Raw genomic sequence first — 18,142 nt, forward strand, 5'->3', positions numbered from 1 at the left:
CCGATCATGCCGGGCGGCCCACGAACCGGGACAGGTGCTCGACCAGCCCGTCGAGCGTGTCGAGGCCGCCGTCGAACTCGACGTCGAGGCCGAACGCCTCCTCGATCGCGTCGATCAGCCGGATGTAGCCCAGCGAGGTGAGGCCGAGCGCCGTCAGCGAGCAGTCGGCCGCCAGCACCTCCGCCGTGGTGAGCTCGCCGTCGCTGGCCTCGGCCACCAGCGCGGCCACGCGCTCCCTCAGCATGCCTGCTCCCGCAGCCTGGCGACCTCCGCCGCGACGCGCGTGGCGGTGGCGTCGTCGATGAACAGCTCGAAGGAGAGCTCCACGCCGAACCTCTCTTGGGCCCTGGCCATGATCTGGGTGATCGTGAGGGAATGGCCGCCGAGATCGAACAGGTCGTCGTCGGGTTCCACGTCGTCCAGTTCGAGCTCCTTGGCGAAGATGGCCTGGATCTCCCGTACGAGATCGGCGGGCACCGGCCCGTCCGCTCCCGTGCCGGCGCTGATCACGGACGCCGCCGGCACGGCGGCGGGCAGCGGCAGCCGGTCCAGCGGTGCCTCCGGATCCGCGGCGACCGCCGCCAGCAGCGCGGCCAGGTCCCCCCGGATCCGCTCGGCCCCCGCCGGGTCGAGGAGCGCCGGGTTGTACTGCAGCCGCGCCGCCGTGCCCGCCTGGTCATCGACGATCTGCAGGTGGAGCGTGTTGCGCACCCAGCCGTTGAACATCATCCACTCCACCGACGCGCCCAGCCCGGGGAACAGCGGGCTCGTCTCCGGCCGCCGGCGGTAGCTGAGCGACACGGGGGTGAGCGCGGCGCGCGGGCCGATCCCGTCCACGGCCCTGGCCAGCGGCACCTCGCGATGCCGGTACAGCCGCCGCAGCTCGGCCCGCAGGCTCCGGGCGAACTCGCCGAACGTGCCCGCCTCCGGCGCCCCGATCACGGGCAATTCGTTGACGAAGGCGCCCACGTGGTCCCGGCTCCGCTCGGTCCGCGTGGACAGATCCACGCCGACCGCGGGCCGCGCGTTGCCGTACGCGCGCAGCAGCGCGACGAACGCGGCCGTCACCGCCTCGAAACGGGTGACCTCCAGCCGCTCGGCGAGCCCGCCGAGGTCCTCGACGACGAAGTCGAGGGCGCAGCCGGGCGCCGCGGCCACGGACACGCCGCTCAGGCCGGGCAGGTGCAGCTCCCGCTGGTCCTGCCACCGGTCCTGCCAGTACCGCCGCGCGTCCGGCAGCGCGTCCGCGAGCCTGACCCGCTGCTGGACGGCGACCTCCGGGTGCGTCAGCACCAGCGGCACCGGAGCCGCGCCCCCGTACCAGGAGGCCAGGTCCCGCAGCAGGATGTCCTTGGACTCCCCGTCGAACACCGCGTGATGGGCCTGGAACAGCAGCACATGCCGCTTGGTGTCCTCCCGGATCAGCGTGAACCGCGCCGCGGGCCCTCCGACCGGATCGACCGGCCCGGCCAGCTCCTCCTCAAGGTCGCCGCCTTCGCGCATCGGCGGCACCCCATGGGCGACCACCCGCAGCTCACCACCGTCCTCGGCGAGCACGCCGCCCAGCACGGGATGCCGGCGCGCCACCTCCTCACACGCCTCCTCCAGCGCCACGACGTCGAGCGGCCCGTCCAGCCAGACGGCCAGCGGCATGTGAAAGGCCCGCCCGGCGACCCCGGCCCGCTCGGTGAGCCACATCCCCTGCTGCGCAGGGGAGGCCGGCCACGATCCGGTCATCTCCCGCCTTCTTTCTCCACAGAGCCTGTTTCCATCACAGAGTCCGCCTGCTTCAGCAGATCGCGCAGGCCGGACTTGACGACCTTGCCCGAGTGGTTCCGGGGCAGGCGGTCCACGAAGATCACTCGTGCCGGCAGTTCGTGCGCGGCCAACCGGGTCATGAGGAAGGCCCGCAGCTCCGTCACGAGCGGCGCCCGCGAACGGGGCACGACGGCGGCGGCCAGCACGGTGCCCAGCACGGGGTGCGGCACGCCGGTGACCGCCGCCTCGGCCACGTCCGGATGTTCGTGCAGCGCCGCCTCCACCTGCACGGTCGACACCTTGAACGCCCCGGACTTGACGACGTCGCTCTCCCGGTCGACGAGATACAGGTAGCCGTCCGCGTCGCGGTAGCCCAGATCGCCCATCCGCACCCAACCGTCCCGGAAGGTGTGCGCGCTGGCCTGCCGGTCCCGGTAGTACGAGCGCGCGGCGGCGGGAGAGCGCAGCCAGATCTCCCCCGTCTCCCCGGTCGCCAGCGGCTCGCCGTCGGGGCCGGTGATCCTCAGCCCGCTGCCGAGCGCCGGCCGGCCCAGCGCCGCCGGCCGCGAGCGGTCGTAGATCATGACGGTCTGGGCGGGCGCCGCCTCGGTCGAGGTGTAGTAGTTCGTCACGGTCGCCTTGGGGAAGGCCGCCGCCAGCCGCGCGCACAGCGCCGCCGGCAGCGCCGAGGCCGCCGACCCGAGCAGGACGACGCCGGAGAAGTCGTGCCGTTCGTGCAGCCCGGCGTTGAGCAGCTCAAGGGCCATCGCCGGCACCAGGAACACGGTCCCCACCCGCCGGGACTCGATCAGCCTGGCGAACCTGCCCGGGGTGAACCGCGCCAGGGTCAGCACCGCCGGACGCGCGTCCAATGCGTTGATCAGCATGGCCTGGCCGGCGTTGGTGCCGATCGGAAAGGCGTGCAGCAGCAGCTGCGAATGCCCGAACCTGCGGCGATTGGCCCGGGTGGCGCTGCCGTAGGTGAGGTTGGCGTGGGTGGCGGCCACCGCCTTGGGCCGGCCCGTGGTGCCGGAGGTGTAGAGGATCTGCGCCAGATCCCCCGGCCCCGGCGGCTCGGGTTCTCGGGAACCGGGCTCCAGCTCGGCCGGCACGGCGCTCCAGTACCCGCCGTCCGGCGGCGCGCCCGGCCCCTTGCCGGCGTGCAGCACGCCGGTCGCCGAGCAGTGCTCCAGCATGTACGCCACCTCGGCCGGCGCGAACCGGTCGGAGATCGGCACGGCCACCCCGCCAGCCAGCTGCGCGGCGCAGTAGGCCACGGCGAAGTCGGTCCAGTTCTCGGCCCCGAACAGCAGTCCCACCCGGTCGCCCCGCCGCACCCCGCGCCGGACCAGCCCGCGCGCCAGCGAGTCCACCTGGGCCTGCCATTCCGCGAAGGTCAGCGTGCCACCCCCGGCGACCTCCAGCGCGACCCGCTCGGGCTCCTCCGCGGCCCGCCTGGCGAGCAGCTCCGGAACGATCACGACTCACCTCCGGCGCGCCGCCGCGACTCCTGAACGATCATGACTCGCCTCCCGCACGGCGCCGCCGCGACTCCTGAACGATCACGACTCGCCTCCCGCACGGCGCCGCAGTTCCTCGATGCCGACGAGATCGTCGGGCAGCGCGTCGGGCACCTCGCGGTCGAAGCGCGCCAGCACCCGCACCCGCATCGCGCACACCGCGATCAGCGCGATGGCCAGCCCGAAGGCCACGTACATCAGCCCGATCCCGCGCCCCTCCCCCGTCCCGAGCAGCGCCCCCGCCGTCGCGGCCAGCGGCCCGTCCGGCGCCATCAGCGGCTCCAGCACCGTCGCCCCGTACGGCGCCACCAGCCCGAACCCGATCGGCAGCGTGGACCAGGCGACGAGCGTGTTGAGCGCGATGACCCGCCCGTGGAACCGCTGGGGCACCTTGACCTGGATGATCGTCGCGTACACCCCGTTGAGCAGCGTCAGGCACAGCGACATCCCGAACGCCCCCGCGGCGATCGCCACCAGATCCGCCCGCACGCCGACGATCACGCAGAACACCGCCAGCGCGAGCGTGAACAGCAGCACCCCGCGCAGCCGCCGCCGGCGCGGCCCGCCCCACACGGCCATCAGGACTCCGCCGGCCAGCACGCCGATCCCGCCCGCCAGCGACACCCGCCCGACGTCCTGCAGCGTCGCGAACGACAACACCAGCGGCGAGATCATCAGGAACAGCGGCGACAGGAACACGTTCAGGACGGCGAAGAACACCAGCATCCCCCGGAAGCCCCGGTTGCCCCAGGTCAGCCGCCAGCCGCCGGCGATCTCCGCCATGACCGTCTCGCGCCGCCGCCAGGCCATGCTCCGGGGGAACCGGACCACCAGCACGACCGCGGCCGCGAACACGTACGACAGCACGTCGATGACCAGGATCCCCTCCAGCCCGATGACCGCCATCAGGCCGACCGCCACGAGGGGCACCGCCACCTGGGCCGTGCCGGTGACGAGCTGCACCACCCCGTTGGCGTGGCCCAGGAAGCGCTTGGGGACCAGTTGCGGGATCGCCGAGGCGTACGCGAACCGCTGGAAGGTCAGCGCTACCGACAGCAACGAGAGCAGCGGGTAGACGTGCCAGATCTCCAAATTCCCGGTCCACAGCAGCACCCCGAGGATCAGCTGCACGCCGCCCGCGGTGACGTCGCCGGCGAGCATCACCGCGCGCCGGTCGTACCGGTCCACGATGGCCCCGGCCAGCGGCGCGACCAGCATGCCGGGCAGCAGCCCGAGCACCGCGAACAGCGCGAAGTTCACCAGCGAGCCGGTGGTCGTGTAGATCCACAGCGGCACGGCGAACTCGGTCAGCGCCGACCCCAGGATCGACACCAGCTGCCCGGCCGCGACCAGCGCGAACCGCCCCATGCCGGGGCGCGCCCGGGCTGTTTCCGGGGCCGTTTCCGGGGCCGTTTCCGGGGCCGGGGAGTCTCCGGAGGACACGCCCTCCAGCCACCACGTCGATCGCGGTGTGCGTGCCAGCCGCTCGGCCCGGCCATCGGCGATGGCGCGGTGCGTGCCGGTCACGATGGCCGCCAGCTCCTCCGCCCGATATTTCAGGAAAAAGTGCCCAGCCTCGTCCAGCACGACCAGGGCGGTCAGCTCGGACAGCACGTGCCATTCGCGGTAGCGCTCCTGGTAGAACTCCATCGCCGGGTCGCGCTCGCCGGCCAGCGCGATCACCGGCGCCCGCAGCGGGGCCGCGGACTCCTCGAACATGCGGGTGAAGTACCGCTCCGCCTGCCGGGTGCCGCGCCGCCGGTTGCGGACCATGAGGTCGAGCTGGTCGCGCCCGACCTCCTCCACGTCCAGGCCGGCGGAGCGCAGGTCGTTGATCCAGGCCTGGTCGCCGCGGATGCGCTCCATGAGCTCGGTCAGGCCCGAGAGGCGGCCGCGGGGGCGGGCGAAGGGGAAGACGCCGCCGAGGTAGACCGCCTCGACCTCGCGGCCGGCGTCCTCCAGCCGGCGGGCGATCTCCGCGGCCAGCATCACGCCGAGGCCGCAGTGGCCGTACAGGGTGACCGGGCCCTCGATGCCGTCGAGGATCTCCTGCACGCATCCGTCGGCGACCTCGTCCAGCGGCCGGGCCTCCTCGCCCAGCTCGTGCCCGGGCACGGCGATCGAGTACAGCGCCCAGTCGGCCGGCAGCGCGTCGGCCAGCGGCTGGTAGATGACGGCGCTGCCGCCCCCGTACGGCGCGCAGACCAACGTCGAGGTGGCCGTCCTGGCGGGGGTGAGCCGGTGCAGCAGGTGGCTCGGGCGGTCACCGCCCGACTCCAGCAGCGCGGCCAGCTCCCGTACGGTGCGGTGCTTGAACAGGTCGAGCACGGTTACGGTCCGCTCCGGCGCCTCCTGCCTGAGCCGGGCCACCACCCGCATGGCCAGCAGGGAGTGGCCGCCGAGCTCGAAGAAGTCGTCCGTGGCGCCGACCTCGGTGACACCGAGGAGTTCGGCCCACACGGCGGCGACCGTCTGCTCGGCGGCGGTCTGAGGCGGCTCGAACCGGCCGGTCGTCTCCGGCGCCGGGTCGGGCAGGGCGGCCCGGTCCACCTTGCCGTGCGACTTCAGCGGCGGCGGTTCGTCCAGCCACACGTACCGGGCCGGGATCATGTAGTCGGGCAGCCGCTCGGCCAGCCACGTGCGCAGCTCGGCGGCCTCCGGCCGTTCCTCACCGAGGAGGTACGCCACGAGCAGGCCGCCGCGCATGTCGGCGATCGCCGACGTCACGCCGGGATACCGCCCGAGCACCGACTCGACCTCGGCCAGCTCCACCCGGTAGCCGCGGATCTTGACCTGCAGGTCGCGGCGGCCGAGGAACTCCAGGTTGCCGTCGGGAAGGTGCCGGGCCAGGTCGCCGGTGCGGTACATGCGGGCGCCGGGCGGGCCGTACAGGTCGGGCAGGAACCGCTCCGCGGTCAGGGCGGGACGGTCGAGATAGCCCCTGGCCAGCCGGTCCCCGCCGAGGTACAGCTCCCCGGCCACGCCGATCGGCACCGGCTCCAGATGCTCGTCCAGCACGTACGCCCGAGCCCCGGGCAGCGGCCGGCCGATGGGCAGCGTGGTGGTCGTGCCTCCGGCGCCCTCGACCGGATATGTGGTGACGCCGACCGTCGCCTCGGTCGGGCCGTAGTGGTTGACGACCCGGCAGCGCCCGGACGCGGCCAGCTCCTCCGCCCAGTCGCGAGGCGCCGCCTCGCCGCCGAGGATCAGCAGCTTGCGCGGCAGCACGTCGGCCTGCAACGCGGCCAGGTGAGACGGGGTGATCTTGAGATGGTCGATGCCCGCGTCCCGGACGTACTCGGCCAGCTCGTGCCCCGCCGTGCGCGGCGGGATGATGTGCAGCGTCCCGCCCGTCATCAGGCACGCGTAGAAGACCGTCACCCCGAAGTCGAAGGCCAGCGACTGCAGCAGCCCGTACGAGCCGCCGGGTTCGATCCCCAGCCGCTCGCGCAGGCCCGCGAGATAGACCAGCGCCTGCCGATGCTGGATCGCGACGCCCTTGGGCCTTCCGGTGGTGCCGGAGGTGTAGATGACATAGGCCAGGTCGTCGGGGGTCACGTCCTCAGGGACCGGCGCCTCGTCACCGTCGGGTTCGTCGAGGCCGACCGTGAGCAGCCCGTCGGGCAACCGCCCCCTGGAGGACGGATCGGTCACCGCAATCCGTACCCCGGCGTCCTCCACCACGTAGGCCAGCCGCTCGAGCGGATGCTCCGGGTCCAGCGGCAGGTACGCGGCCCCCGCCTTGAGCACGCCGAGCACCGCCACGGCCAGCCCGGCCGACTGCTCCAGGCAGAGCGCCACCCGTTCCCCCGGCCCGGCGCCTAGGGCCCGCAGCCGCCGGGCCAGCCGGTCGGCGCGGGCGCCGAGCTCGCCGTACGTCAGCGAGACGTCCCCCGCGACCACCGCGACCGCTCCGGGATCCTGCCCGGCGACGACCTCGTGCAGCAGCCGGATCCCGGCGGGCGGCGCCGGCTCGGCGATCCCGAGGTCCAGCACGCGACGCCGCTCGTCCGGGCCGAGCAGCGGCAACCGGGAGATCGGCAGCCCGGGGTCGGCGACCGCCGCCCGCAGGAGCGTCTCCAGGCATCCCGCCAGCCGCCGCGCCGTGTCCTCCCGGAACAGCGCGGTGCTGTACGTGAGCTGCCCGTGCAGCCCGCCGCCGCCCTCGAAGAGGTAGAGCGCCAGGTCGAACCGGCTGGCCACGGTCGGGATCGGGTACGGCTCCGCGCCCAGCCCGGAGGTGTCCAGGGTCCGGCCGCGATAGTTCTGCAGCGCGAACATGGTCTGGTAGACCGGCGTGCGGCTGACGTCCCGCTCCACGGCCAGCTCGGTGACGAGCCGGTCGAACGGCAGCGCCTGATGCGCGAAGGCGTCCAGGGTGGAGTCGCGGACCCGGCCGAGCAGCTCGCCGAAGGTCGGGTCGCCGCTCAGGTCGGCCCGGATGGCCAGGGTGTTGATGAACGGCCCGACGACCGTCTCCAGCTCGGGCAGCTCCCGCCCGGACACCGGCGACCCAACCGCGAAGTCGTCCTGGCCGGCGAACCGGCCGAGCAGCACCTGGAAGGCGGCGAGCAGCGTCATGTACGGGGTGGCCCGGTGCGCCTTGCCCAGCTCCGCGATCGACGCGGTCAGGGCGGGGTCCACGACGACGTCCACGGCGGCGCCGGCCCAGCGCTGCTCGGCGGGCCGCGGCAGGTCGGTGGGCAGCTCCAGGGCGGGCACCCCGTCCAGCCGGGACACCCAGTAGCGCACGTCGTCGTCGAAGGTCCGGCCACGCTGCCAGTGCGCGTAGTCGCCGAACTGCAGCGGCACCGGCGCCAGCTCCCGGCCCGCGTGCAGCGCCAGCAGCTCCTGGAACAGGATGTCGCACGACCAGCCGTCGGTGATCGCATGGTGCATGGTGAGCAGCAGCACGTGCTCACGCGTGGTTTCCTCGGGGGCCGAGCGCACCAGCAGGGCGCGCAGCAGCGGCGGGCGGGCCAGGTCGAACGGCCGGGCCAGCTCCCCGTCGATCTCGCCCGGGTCGTCGGTCACGCGGAACTCCACGACCGGCTCCTCGGCGACCACCGCCTCCGGGCGGCCGTCCGGGGTGGTGACCAGGCTAGTACGCAGGCTCTCGTGCCTCCTGGTGAGCTCTGTGAGGGCCCTGGCCAGCGCGTTCTCGTCGAGTTCGCCGGTCAGCCGGACCGCGAACGGCACGGTGTAGGCGGCCGTGCCGGGGGCGTACTGCTCGAGGAACCACAATCGCTCCTGCATGGCCGACGGCGGCGGCGCGGTGCCTGGGTCACGGCGTGGAACGCTGACCTTGGTGCCGCGCGCCCGCAGGCGACGCTCCAGCAGGGCCTGCTTGGCAGGTGTAAGGGAGCTCCTGGTCACGCGTCTTTCTCCTCGGAACACGCGGTTGTGCACGTACACGTACGGAGGTCCGCGGCGATGACGCGGATGTGGTGCAGCCGGAACGGCGAAGCCTGATGAGGCCGTGGGAACGCTCCCACGAGGGAGGCTAGGTTTCGGCTCCTTCGAGGTCAAGGGCTAGATCCGCATTTCCGGATGCCCAGCGTGGTCTAACAAGAACCCTTCGCCATGTGAGCACGTCACTCCCCTTTTTCCGGACACCCCGTCTTTCGGGTCCTTGACAGTTCGGAAACATCTTCGTCATATTTCTGGGAGCGCTCCCACAACGTGTCATCATCTCTGACCTGCGCCTGCAAGAAAGCCGACCGCCTGCACCCTTTCACCCCCGCCCGCGCACGCGTCGAAGGGCGGGATCCTGCCGCGAAACCCTTGCCTAGAATGAGGTTCTAGAAGCAGGGTTGGCCCATGATTATCGACTACGCCGAGCGCGTGTGGCGCGGCGAATCGGCCGACAGCGTCGTGGACGCGGGCATGCAGGGCAAGGGCATTCAGCCGATCGCCGACGGTGTCGGGTGGTGGCCGGGATTCGGCAATGTGACCGCGTTCGAGACCGAGGGTGAGCTGGTGCTGTTCGACACCGGCAGCACGTTCTCGGCGGCGCAATTACACGAGGACGTCCGGGCCTGGACACGGGCGCCGCTGACCACGGCGTTCTACTCGCACGGGCACGTCGACCACGTCTTCGGAACGGGGTCGTTCGAGGAATCGGGCCCGCGAGCCACGATTTATGCCCACAAAGCAGTTGTTGACCGATTCGACCGATATATGCTGACAAATGGCTATAACTCGGTGATTAACCAGCGGCAGTTCCAGGCCGCCGGGCTCCGCTGGCCCACCGGCTACCGCCATCCGGACGTGACCTACGCCGACGCGCTGACCGTGCGGCGCGGCGGGCTCACGTTCGACCTCGTGCACGCCAAGGGCGAGACCGACGACGGGACCATCGGCTACGTGCGCGAGCACAAACTGCTGCTGCCCGGCGACCTGTTCATCTGGGTGACCCCCAATTGCGGCAATCCGCAGAAGGCGCAGCGCTATCCCCGCGAATGGGCGCACGCGTTGCGCCGGATGGCCGCCATGGACGCCGAGATCATGCTCCCCGGCCACGGCGCCCCCGTCTTCGGCCGCGACCGCATCCGGCAGGCGTTGCTGGAGACGGCCGAATGGCTGGAGTCGCTCATCACGCAGACCCTGGAACTGCTCAACGCGGGCGCCCGGCTCGACGAGATCGTCCACTCCGTGAAGGCGCCGGAGCATCTCGCCGACCGTCCCTATCTGCGGGCGCGCTACGACGAGCCGGAATTCGTCGTACGCAATCTGTGGCGCCTTTACGGCGGCTGGTACGACGGCAACCCGGCCCACCTGAAGCCCGCTCCCGAGGCGGTGCTGGCGAAATCGGTCGCGGAGCTGGCGGGCGGGGCGCAGGCCCTCGCGGACGCGGCCCTCAAGGCCCTTTCCGAAGGCGACGAGCGACTGGCCGGTCATTTGGCGGAAATGGCCGCCCTTGCGGCTCCGGAGGACGCGGGGGTGCATCGCGTACGCGCGGAGGTCTTCTCCGCCAGGGCGGCCGGCGAACTGTCCCTCATGGCGAAGGGCATTTTCACCTGGGCCGCCACCGAGTCCGGGCGACGCTCGTGAGAGCCGGCCCGAGCGGCGCCGAAGGGCGGGATCGTACGGCACGGTGTCGCCGGCGAGCGGGGGGCGCCTGTACGCGCCCTCCTCCGTCACCGGCCGGCGGTCACACGTCCCAGGTGACCGGGAGGCTCTTGACGCCGTAGATGTCGGCGGTCTCCGGGCGCAGGCTGACCTCCTCAGCCGGTACGGCCAGGCGCAGCGTGGGGAAGCGGTTGAGCAGCGCGGGGAGCGCGACGCGCAGCTCGACGCGGGCCAGCTGCTGGCCCAGGCACTGGTGGATGCCATGGCTGAAGGCCAGGTGGCCGCCGTCCTGCCGGCGTACGTCGAGCTTGTGCGGGTCCGGGAAGCGCTCGGGGTCGCGGTTGGCGGTGGCGAGCGAGAGGATGAGCGTCGAGCCGGCCTCGATGGTCTGGCCGCCCAGCTCGACGTCCTCCAGCGCGACCCTCGCGAACTGCTTGGCGACGCTCAGATACCGCAGCAGCTCCTCCACGGCCGGTTCGGCGAGCGCGGGATCGGCGCGCAGCGCGGCCGGCTGCTCCGGGTTCTGCAGCAGCGCGAAGGTGCCCAGCGCCAGCATGTTCGCGGTGGTGTCGAACCCGGCCGACAGCAGGATCAGGGCCATCCCCTGCAGCTCCTCGTCGGTCAGATCGCTGTCCATGAGGTCGCTGAGCACGTCGTCGGTGGGGTTGGCGCGCTTGGCGGCCACCAGCTGCGCGAGGTAGGTCTGGGTGGCGGTGTAGGCGGCGATCAGCTCCTCGTCACTGACCTCTCCGCCGAGGAACTTGTCGATGTTGTCCTGGAAGGAGTTCCGGTCCTCGTAGGGCACGCCCAGCAGCTCACAGATGATGACGGCGGGGATGGGCTTGGCGAACGCGGTCACCAGGTCCGCCGACGGTCCGGCCTTCTCCATGGCGTCCAGGTGCTCGGCGGTGACCTGCTCGACGCGCTCGGTGAGCAGCCGCATCCGCCGGACGGTGAACTTGCCCACCAGCGGTTTGCGATAGCGGCTGTGCCGCGGCTCGTCCATGAGGAGGAACTCGCCGGGCGGGGCCGGAGGGAGCTCGATGTCGCCGTATTCGCTGTAGTCGATCAGCGGGTGGTGGCGCATGAGCTCTTTGCGTGAGCTGAACCGGCGGTCGGCCAGGACCGCCCGGGTCAGGTCGTAGCCGGTGACCAGCCAGCCCTGGTGCCCGTCGGGGAAGGGCAAGCGGCTGATCGGGCTGCTCTCGCGGGCCTGGATCAGCTCCTTGGGCGGGTCAAAGGGACAGCCGGCCTGACGCGCGGTCGGCATCGCGGTGATGGTGTGTTCCATGGTCATTCCTCTCGTCAGCCCTTGAGCACGGTCTTGGCTTCGGGTGCCTCGCGCAGCCCCGAGGCCGCCATGGCTGAGCCGTTCATGGTGTCCACGATCGCCGACCGCCCTGATATCAGGCCGTCGTCGTGCTGACACGGCCGCTGACACGACCCCTCAGCAGGCCTGATCGCCGCCGGAACCTCTGCCGACCTGGCTCAGGGCGGTCGCGTTCAGCCCGCGGCGGCGAGACCCTCGCCGACGGCCGCCGCCGAACCCCCTGGCCATCCGCCGGTCCCGGCGATTTATTCGGGCGCATTCGTCCGCCTTGGTCGCGATGATGGACGGTGTGACCGACATCGAACTCACCGACGCTCGAGCGCTCGCCGAGAGCCTGCGGCAGGTCTACACCGTGGTGGCCGAGCGGATCGGCGAGGCCAACGCCACCTCTCCGCTGGTCGCCAAGGTGACCCAGCACCTCGGCTGTCCACTCGGCGACGTGGTCGTCGTGGAGGAGAAGTACCGGCTCTACGAGCACGCCGCGCTGCAGACCGCCGCCGACCTCTACCTGGACGCGCATTCCCACGGCGCGCAGTGGTTCGGCATCGTGGGCGGCGAGCGGCGCTGGGAGAGCATCATCAACATGCTGCTCGCGGCGATGCGTGAGGGCAGCCGCATGCTCGGCCGCCCCGACTACGGCACGGCCCCGATCGGGCCCGACACCACGATCGAGGTCGTGCAGCTCGGCCTGGTCGCCACGGCCGCGCCCGACGGCACCCCGGTGATCATCGGGCTGAGCAGCAAGGACGACTTCGACGGCCACAGCCTGCTGACCGTCCTGGCGCCCCGGCGGGACGCGGCGACCACCGTACGCGACGAGGTGAACCGGCTCAAGCAGGACAACGACCCGTTCCGCGGCCAGGTGCTCAGCTTCGGGTTCAGCGAGCACAGGGAGAACGAGTTGCTCACCTTCCTGCCCCGCCCCGAGCTGGATCCCGAGGAGGTGGTCCTGCCGAAAGGGCGGCTGGAGGCCATCGAGGAGCACGTCGTGGGCATCGCCGAGCACGCCGACCTCCTCACCGAGGCCGGCCAGCACCTGCGCCGGGGCCTGCTGCTGTACGGACCGCCGGGCACCGGCAAGACCCACACCACGCGCTACCTCATCGGACGGCTGCGCGAGCACACGGCGGTGCTGATGACCGGGCCCGCCATGCGCAAGATCGACTACGCGGTGGCGGTGGCGCGCAAGCTGCAACCGTCCATCGTGGTCGTCGAGGACGTCGACCTGATCGCCGAGGACCGCAGCCACCACGAGACCAGCCCGCTGCTGTTCTCCCTGCTGGACGCCATGGACGGGATCAACGGCGACGTGGACGTGACGTTCGTCCTGACCACCAACCGGGTGGAGACCCTGGAAAAGGCCCTGGTGCAGAGGCCCGGCCGGGTGGACCTCGCGGTGGAGGTGCCGCCGCCTGACGCCGCGGCCCGTGAGCGCCTTGTCCGCCTGTACGCCCGCAACCGGCCCATCGTCGCCGACACCACCAAGGTGGTCGCCGCCACTGAGGGCGTCACGGCGTCGTTCATCAAAGAACTGCTGCGCCGGGTCATCCTGGTCGCGTTGCGCTCCGATGAGCGGGCGCTCACCGATGATCATTTCGACACGGCGCTGCAGGCGATGGCGGGCGACGGCCAGGCACTCACCCGCGCGCTCCTCGGCTCCCAGGAGACGGCGGCGCAGCCGAAGGCCGAGCGAACGGCCGCCCGGTTGGAGCCGCCCAGCTGCTCGTGACTCAGTTGCCCACGCCGAGGTCGGACATGAACACGGGCGGGTACCGGTCGCCGCGGGCCGCGCCCGGCGGCACCGCCTTCTCGATTTCGGCGAGGTCGTCCGCGGTGAGGTCCAGCTCCATCGCGGGCAGCGCCTCGGCCAGCCGCTCGCGCGTGCGAGCGCCGGCCAGCGGCACGATGTCCTCTCCCTGCGCGGCCACCCAGGCGATGGCCAACTGGGCGACCGTGCACCCCTTCGCCTCGGCGACCCGGCGGAGAGCGTCCACCAGGGCGAGGTTGTGTTCCACGTTCCCGCTGGAGAAGCGCGGGCTGAAGCCGCGGTTGTCGCCGGGGCCGGCGGTGTGACCGGCGGTCCAGTGCCCGGAGATGAGGCCGCGGCCGAGGACGCCGTACGCGGTCAGGCCGATGCCGAGCTCCCGCAGCGTGGGCAGAACGTCCGCCTCCACCGCGCGGGAGATCAGCGAGTACTCGATCTGCAGGTCGGCGATCGGGTGCACGGCGTGCGCCCGCCGGATCGTCGCCGCGTCGACCTCCGACAGGCCGATGTGCCGTACGTATCCGGCGTCGATCATCTCCTTGATCGCGCCCACCGTCTCCTCGATCGGCACCGCCGGGTCCAGCCGGGCGGGACGGTAGATGTCGATGTGGTCGGTGCCCAACCGGGTCAGCGAGTAGGCCAGGAAGTTCTTCACCGCCTCGGGACGGCTGTCATGCCCGCCGAACTCGTGGCCCGGCCCCCGCAGCATGCCGAACTTGACGCTCAGCCTGTAGCTGTCGCGATCCCTGTCGCGCAGCGCCTCGGCGAGCAGCAGCTCGTTGTGGCCCATGGCGTAGAAGTCGCCGGTGTCGATCAGCGTGACACCGCTCTCCAGCGCGGCGCGCACGGTGGCGATGCTCTCCGCGCGGTCGGCCGCGCCGTAAGCACCCGACATGCCCATCGCGCCCAGGCCCAGCGCGGAAACGGCCGGTCCGGTGCGGCCCAGGGTTCGACTCTGCATCACGTTCTCCCTCGTTCTCGATGTCGTCCCCAACCTTGCGCCCGAGCCGGGACGGGCGGAAGCGGAGCGTTCATCATGGGAGAGCCGCTCCCTGGCATCCGGAGGGTGCTGTGACCTGCAATGCGTCGGCCGGCGACGTCGGGCCCGCCGTCGATGCACTTGGCGTAGATCGTCAGCAGCATGGCCACACGATGTGGCCTTCCAGGGCCCGGCGCGCAGCGGTCAGGAGGGTCAACGCCTCGGGGCGAAGGACCGCCAAGAGGTCGACGACCAGCTCGCCGAGCTCGGCAAGCAGTGCGGCCGGGTGGCCGCCAGGTAAGAGCGGCCGTCATCGGCCGGTAAAGTGATCACGATGACGGACACGCGGCTGACCACCCACCGTGACGTTTCCACGGCCCTGGCCCGCTACGACGACCGGCAACTGGCCGAGCTGCTGGAGCGCGCGGCCGTGCCCCTCGGCACCGGCATCGGCGGAGCGTCCGCGCGGCTCGAGGTCGGCGGCACCTCGGTCTTCGTCAAACGCGTGCCCCTCACCGAGCCCGAACTGCGCCATCCGCACTCGACGGCCGACCTGTTCGGGTTGCCGCCCTTCTGCCATTACGGCATCGGTTCGCCCGGCTTCGGCGCCTGGCGCGAGCTGGCCGCGCACACGATGACCACCGAGTGGGTGCTGACCGGCCGATTTCCCGGCTTCCCGGTGCTCTATCACTGGCGAGTGCTGCCCGACGCCGAGCCCGCCCCGCTGTACGCAGGGCTGGCCGACATCGATCGGGCGGTCACCTTCTGGGAGGGCGCGCCCGGCGTGCGCCGCCGCATCGAGGCACTGGCAGGGGCTCCGGCGAGCCTGACGCTCTTCCTGGAGTACTTTCCCTGCAACCTGCGCCAGTGGCTGGACGAGCGGGTGCGCGCGGGCGACGCCGACCGCGCCTGCGCCCTGGTGGACCAGGGGCTGCGCGAGGCCGTGGCCTTCATGAACGCGGGCGGCCTGCTGCACTTCGACGCGCATTTCGAGAACATCCTCACCGACGGGCACCGCTTCTACCTGACCGACTTCGGGCTGGCCGTGTCGACCCGGTTCGACCTGTCGGAGGAGGAACAGGCCTTCTATCGCCGGCACCTCACCTTCGACCGCACCTACACGCTGACGTTCCTGGTTAACTGGCTGGCCGGCGCCTTCCACGGCGCTGACTGGCCGCGGCGTCGCGAACTGGTGCGGGGATGGGCGGCGGGAGAGCAGCCGGCCGGCGTGCCCGGCGGGGTCGCGGCCCTGCTGTCGCGGCACAGCCCGCTGGCCACCGTGCTGAACGACTTCTACCACGGGCTGCAGAGTGAGAGCAGGAAGACGCCGTACCCGCTGGAGGAGATCCGCCAGGTTGCCGGACGGCACGCCCTGCCGCTCGATTGAAGGGTCACCCACCGCTTGCACCGATCGGGAAGAACGCTCCACCATGGTGAGGTGCCTGTCGGGCCCTCGTCTGCGAGGCCGATCAGGTTTTCTCCACCCGGCAGCCGCCGTACGAGCCAGCGCGCCGCCGGTATGCCGCCGAGTGGACCACGCTCAAGATCCGCTGGGAGCTATCCATTGACTCCGCCGAACAGCAGGCCCTGACCGACCTCGCAGACGCCCGCCCGACGTCATGCCTGCCTGTCTGCCTGCCTGCGAGGGACGATCAGCGCTGATTCGCCGTGCCCGCTGCCCAAGGGGAAGCGACAGCAAGGGACGCAGACAGCATGAAAGGCCGGGAAATGACCGGCGCATGTCCTGGTGACGGCGACTGCGCTTTGTGAGTCTGACTGCAATCGCTCTGGCGAACTCATAGGGAGACTCGATGCAGACAGCACGAAAGTCCCGGAAGTTTTCGACGCGAGCCCTGGCGACGGCGACCGTGCTAGCGGCGGCTATGGCGACCACCATCTCACCGGCCTCGGCCACCACGGGCGCCGCCCCGGCGGCCGCTCAGGTCGCGCGCCCGGCCGGTGTCAGCGTCTGCCTGGGACTATGGGCCGCATACAACGCCATCCTGCTCAGGCACCTGGGGGACGGTTGCAGCCCAGCTTGTCATACGCGCGCCAATCGACAACCCCGGAAAGTCCGGCAGCACCGTCCCCTGCCGGAACCGGCAGGTCGAGCCCTCCTCGACCGGACCAAGCCAGCCCTGGACGCGCAGCCAGCGCACCCACTGCGGCACGGTCGCCTGCGACAGGCCGGTTACCTCGACCAGCCGCGTGATCGTCGGCCGGGAGCACATTGTGGACCAGTCCGCCGCCCACGCGATCAGCTTCGCGATCGGCGTCAGGTTGGCGTAGCCATCGCAGCGGAGTTTTGGGGGCTTCCTTCAGGGTTCGCAGCCACTCCTGCTGCGAGCCGGCCCGGCGCACGTCTCGCGGCACCGCGGCGGCGATGAGCGGCCCGCGACGGCTGGCTGACGAGGTCAGGCAGGTCCGACACAACGGTGGTCCCGCCGCCGGGTGATGCGCGGAGTGCCGCCTGAGGGACGTGCAGCGTACAACTGTGCGTGCGGGCCCGCCCCCACAGGCGCGGCACCGTCCGGTGTGCCGCGCCGGGGCTGTCGTGGGCGGCCCACGTGGGCCGCCGCCGTCACCGCGCGATGCTTGCCTGAGAGGCGGATCCGGAGGGCAAGAACGTTGCGCACACGGCGGCACTCGCAGACCACGACTGGCACGCAGTGGCATACGTCGAGCCCCGGCGGACTGGCGTTACCCCAGGTAGAACGAGGGGTTCTGACAGCTCTGCAAATTCGGCACGACTGTGAACGACTCATCATGGGAGAGCCGCTCCCTGGCTCGGCTCTCCGGCCGCCAGGCAGTATGAAGCCATGCAACGTGACCAGCTCGCCGACTTCCTGCGCCGCCGCCGCGAGGCGATCCGTCCGGCCGAGGTGGGCCTCGCCGACGGCCCTCGCCGCCGCACCGTCGGCCTGCGCCGGGAAGAGGTGGCGATGCTCGCCGGCATGTCGGTGGACTATGTCGTACGCCTTGAGCAGGGCCGCAGCAGTCAGCCCTCGGCCCAGCTGCTCGGCGCGCTGGCCCGGGCGTTGCGCTTGTCCGACGACGAGCGCGACCACCTGTTCCACCTGGCCGGCCACCGGCCCCCGCCCGCCGACGGGGTGGCCCGCCTGGCCCGCGCCGGTCTGATGCGCATGCTCGACCTGCTCGGCGACACCCCGGCCCTGGTGCTGTCGGACCTCGGCGAGGTCCTCGCCCAGAACCGGGCGTCCGTCCTGCTGTCGGGCGAGCACACCGGCTTCTCCGGCGACCGGCGCTACATCGTGTACCGCTGGTTCACCGACCCCGCCGCCCGCGCCGTTTGCCCGCCCGAGGATCAGGAGCATCGGGCCCGTCAGCATGTGGCCGACCTGCGCGCGGTCGCCGGCCGCCGGTCCGGCGACCCCACGGTCGCCGGGCTCGTCGACCGGTTGCAGGCCGCGAGCGCCGACTTCCGGCGGTTCTGGGCCGAGCACGAGGTGGCGGTCCGGCGCGCCGACCGCAAGACCATGCTCCACCCGCGAGTGGGCAGGCTGACGATGGACTGCGAGACCCTGGTCACCCCCGACCAGGGGCAGCAGCTGCTGGTGCTCACTCCGGCGGACGCCGAGACCCGCGAGCGGCTGGAGCTGCTGAGGGTGCTCGGCGTCGAAGAGTTCCCCACGAGCAAGACGGACTCGCCCGTACGGTGAAGCGGCCGACAAGATTTCGCAGAGGGCTGTCGAATCCGG

The 18,142-nt window shown here is 71.7% G+C and carries 11 protein-coding genes; 5 read left to right on the plus strand and 6 right to left on the minus strand.

Going from position 1 to position 18,142, the window contains the following annotated elements; translation table 11 throughout:
- Nucleotides 1–4: 4 nt before the first annotated feature.
- From ACFKCF_RS24745 to ACFKCF_RS24760, 4 genes are all read right to left on the minus strand, one after another.
- A complete protein-coding gene (locus ACFKCF_RS24745; RefSeq protein ID WP_394497076.1) occupies nt 5–244 on the minus strand; it encodes a phosphopantetheine-binding protein in 240 nt (79 codons plus the stop codon).
- The gene (locus ACFKCF_RS24750; protein ID WP_394497078.1) at nt 238–1,737 is read right to left on the minus strand and encodes a condensation domain-containing protein; all 1,500 of its coding nucleotides are present in this window, start codon (nt 1,735–1,737) and stop codon (nt 238–240) included. Before ACFKCF_RS24750 ends, ACFKCF_RS24745 begins: the two co-directional genes overlap by 7 nt.
- Nucleotides 1,734–3,239, minus strand: a complete 1,506-nt coding sequence (locus ACFKCF_RS24755) for an AMP-binding protein (RefSeq protein WP_394497080.1) — start codon at nt 3,237–3,239, stop codon at nt 1,734–1,736. Before ACFKCF_RS24755 ends, ACFKCF_RS24750 begins: the two co-directional genes overlap by 4 nt.
- Before the next feature lie 81 nt (nt 3,240–3,320).
- Nucleotides 3,321–8,654 carry an amino acid adenylation domain-containing protein gene (locus ACFKCF_RS24760; RefSeq protein ID WP_394497082.1) on the minus strand — a complete coding sequence of 1,778 codons (5,334 nt, stop codon included), beginning with the start codon at nt 8,652–8,654 and terminating at the stop codon, nt 3,321–3,323.
- A gap of 444 nt (nt 8,655–9,098) precedes the next feature.
- On the opposite strand from ACFKCF_RS24760, the gene ACFKCF_RS24765 reads away from it, so the two are divergent.
- Nucleotides 9,099–10,331, plus strand: a complete 1,233-nt coding sequence (locus tag ACFKCF_RS24765; protein WP_394497084.1) for an alkyl sulfatase dimerization domain-containing protein — start codon at nt 9,099–9,101, stop codon at nt 10,329–10,331.
- Between the two features lie 100 nt (nt 10,332–10,431).
- On the opposite strand, the gene ACFKCF_RS24770 is transcribed toward ACFKCF_RS24765, so the two are convergent.
- Complete coding sequence (locus ACFKCF_RS24770) at nt 10,432–11,640, minus strand: cytochrome P450 (RefSeq protein ID WP_394497085.1); 1,209 nt, start codon at nt 11,638–11,640, stop codon at nt 10,432–10,434.
- Between the two features lie 328 nt (nt 11,641–11,968).
- On the opposite strand from ACFKCF_RS24770, the gene ACFKCF_RS24775 reads away from it, so the two are divergent.
- Entirely contained in the window at nt 11,969–13,408 is a 1,440-nt protein-coding gene (locus ACFKCF_RS24775; RefSeq protein ID WP_394497086.1) for an AAA family ATPase, read from the plus strand.
- A 1-nt stretch (nt 13,409) separates the two neighbouring features.
- Here the strand turns inward: ACFKCF_RS24775 and ACFKCF_RS24780 are convergent, their stop codons facing one another.
- The gene (locus ACFKCF_RS24780; RefSeq protein WP_394497088.1) at nt 13,410–14,405 is read right to left on the minus strand and encodes an aldo/keto reductase; all 996 of its coding nucleotides are present in this window, start codon (nt 14,403–14,405) and stop codon (nt 13,410–13,412) included.
- A 193-nt stretch (nt 14,406–14,598) separates the two neighbouring features.
- Here ACFKCF_RS24780 and ACFKCF_RS24785 point away from each other — a divergent pair, with 193 nt between their 5' ends.
- From ACFKCF_RS24785 to ACFKCF_RS24795, 3 genes are all read left to right on the plus strand, one after another.
- On the plus strand, nt 14,599–14,724 hold the full coding sequence (locus tag ACFKCF_RS24785; protein ID WP_394497090.1) for a hypothetical protein: 126 nt from the start codon (nt 14,599–14,601) through the stop codon (nt 14,722–14,724).
- A gap of 33 nt (nt 14,725–14,757) precedes the next feature.
- On the plus strand, nt 14,758–15,810 hold the full coding sequence (locus ACFKCF_RS24790; protein ID WP_394497092.1) for a protein kinase family protein: 1,053 nt from the start codon (nt 14,758–14,760) through the stop codon (nt 15,808–15,810).
- 1,432 nt (nt 15,811–17,242) lie between these two features.
- Nucleotides 17,243–18,103: a helix-turn-helix transcriptional regulator gene (locus ACFKCF_RS24795; protein ID WP_394497093.1), complete on the plus strand. Its 861-nt coding sequence runs from the start codon at nt 17,243–17,245 to the stop codon at nt 18,101–18,103.
- The last annotated feature ends 39 nt before the right edge of the window (nt 18,104–18,142 follow it).

The sequence above is a fragment of the Nonomuraea sp. JJY05 genome (genome assembly GCF_043496855.1).
Lineage (GTDB): Bacteria > Actinomycetota > Actinomycetes > Streptosporangiales > Streptosporangiaceae > Nonomuraea.

Coding starts and splice junctions, on each gene's coding strand:
- ACFKCF_RS24745 (WP_394497076.1), bottom strand. CDS start 244: ATGCTGAGGGAGCGCGTGGCCGCGCTGGTGGCCGAGGCCAGCGACGGC.
- ACFKCF_RS24750 (WP_394497078.1), bottom strand. CDS start 1,737: ATGACCGGATCGTGGCCGGCCTCCCCTGCGCAGCAGGGGATGTGGCTC.
- ACFKCF_RS24765 (WP_394497084.1), top strand. CDS start 9,099: ATGATTATCGACTACGCCGAGCGCGTGTGGCGCGGCGAATCGGCCGAC.
- ACFKCF_RS24770 (WP_394497085.1), bottom strand. CDS start 11,640: ATGGAACACACCATCACCGCGATGCCGACCGCGCGTCAGGCCGGCTGT.
- ACFKCF_RS24780 (WP_394497088.1), bottom strand. CDS start 14,405: ATGCAGAGTCGAACCCTGGGCCGCACCGGACCGGCCGTTTCCGCGCTG.
- ACFKCF_RS24790 (WP_394497092.1), top strand. CDS start 14,758: ATGACGGACACGCGGCTGACCACCCACCGTGACGTTTCCACGGCCCTG.
- ACFKCF_RS24795 (WP_394497093.1), top strand. CDS start 17,243: ATGCAACGTGACCAGCTCGCCGACTTCCTGCGCCGCCGCCGCGAGGCG.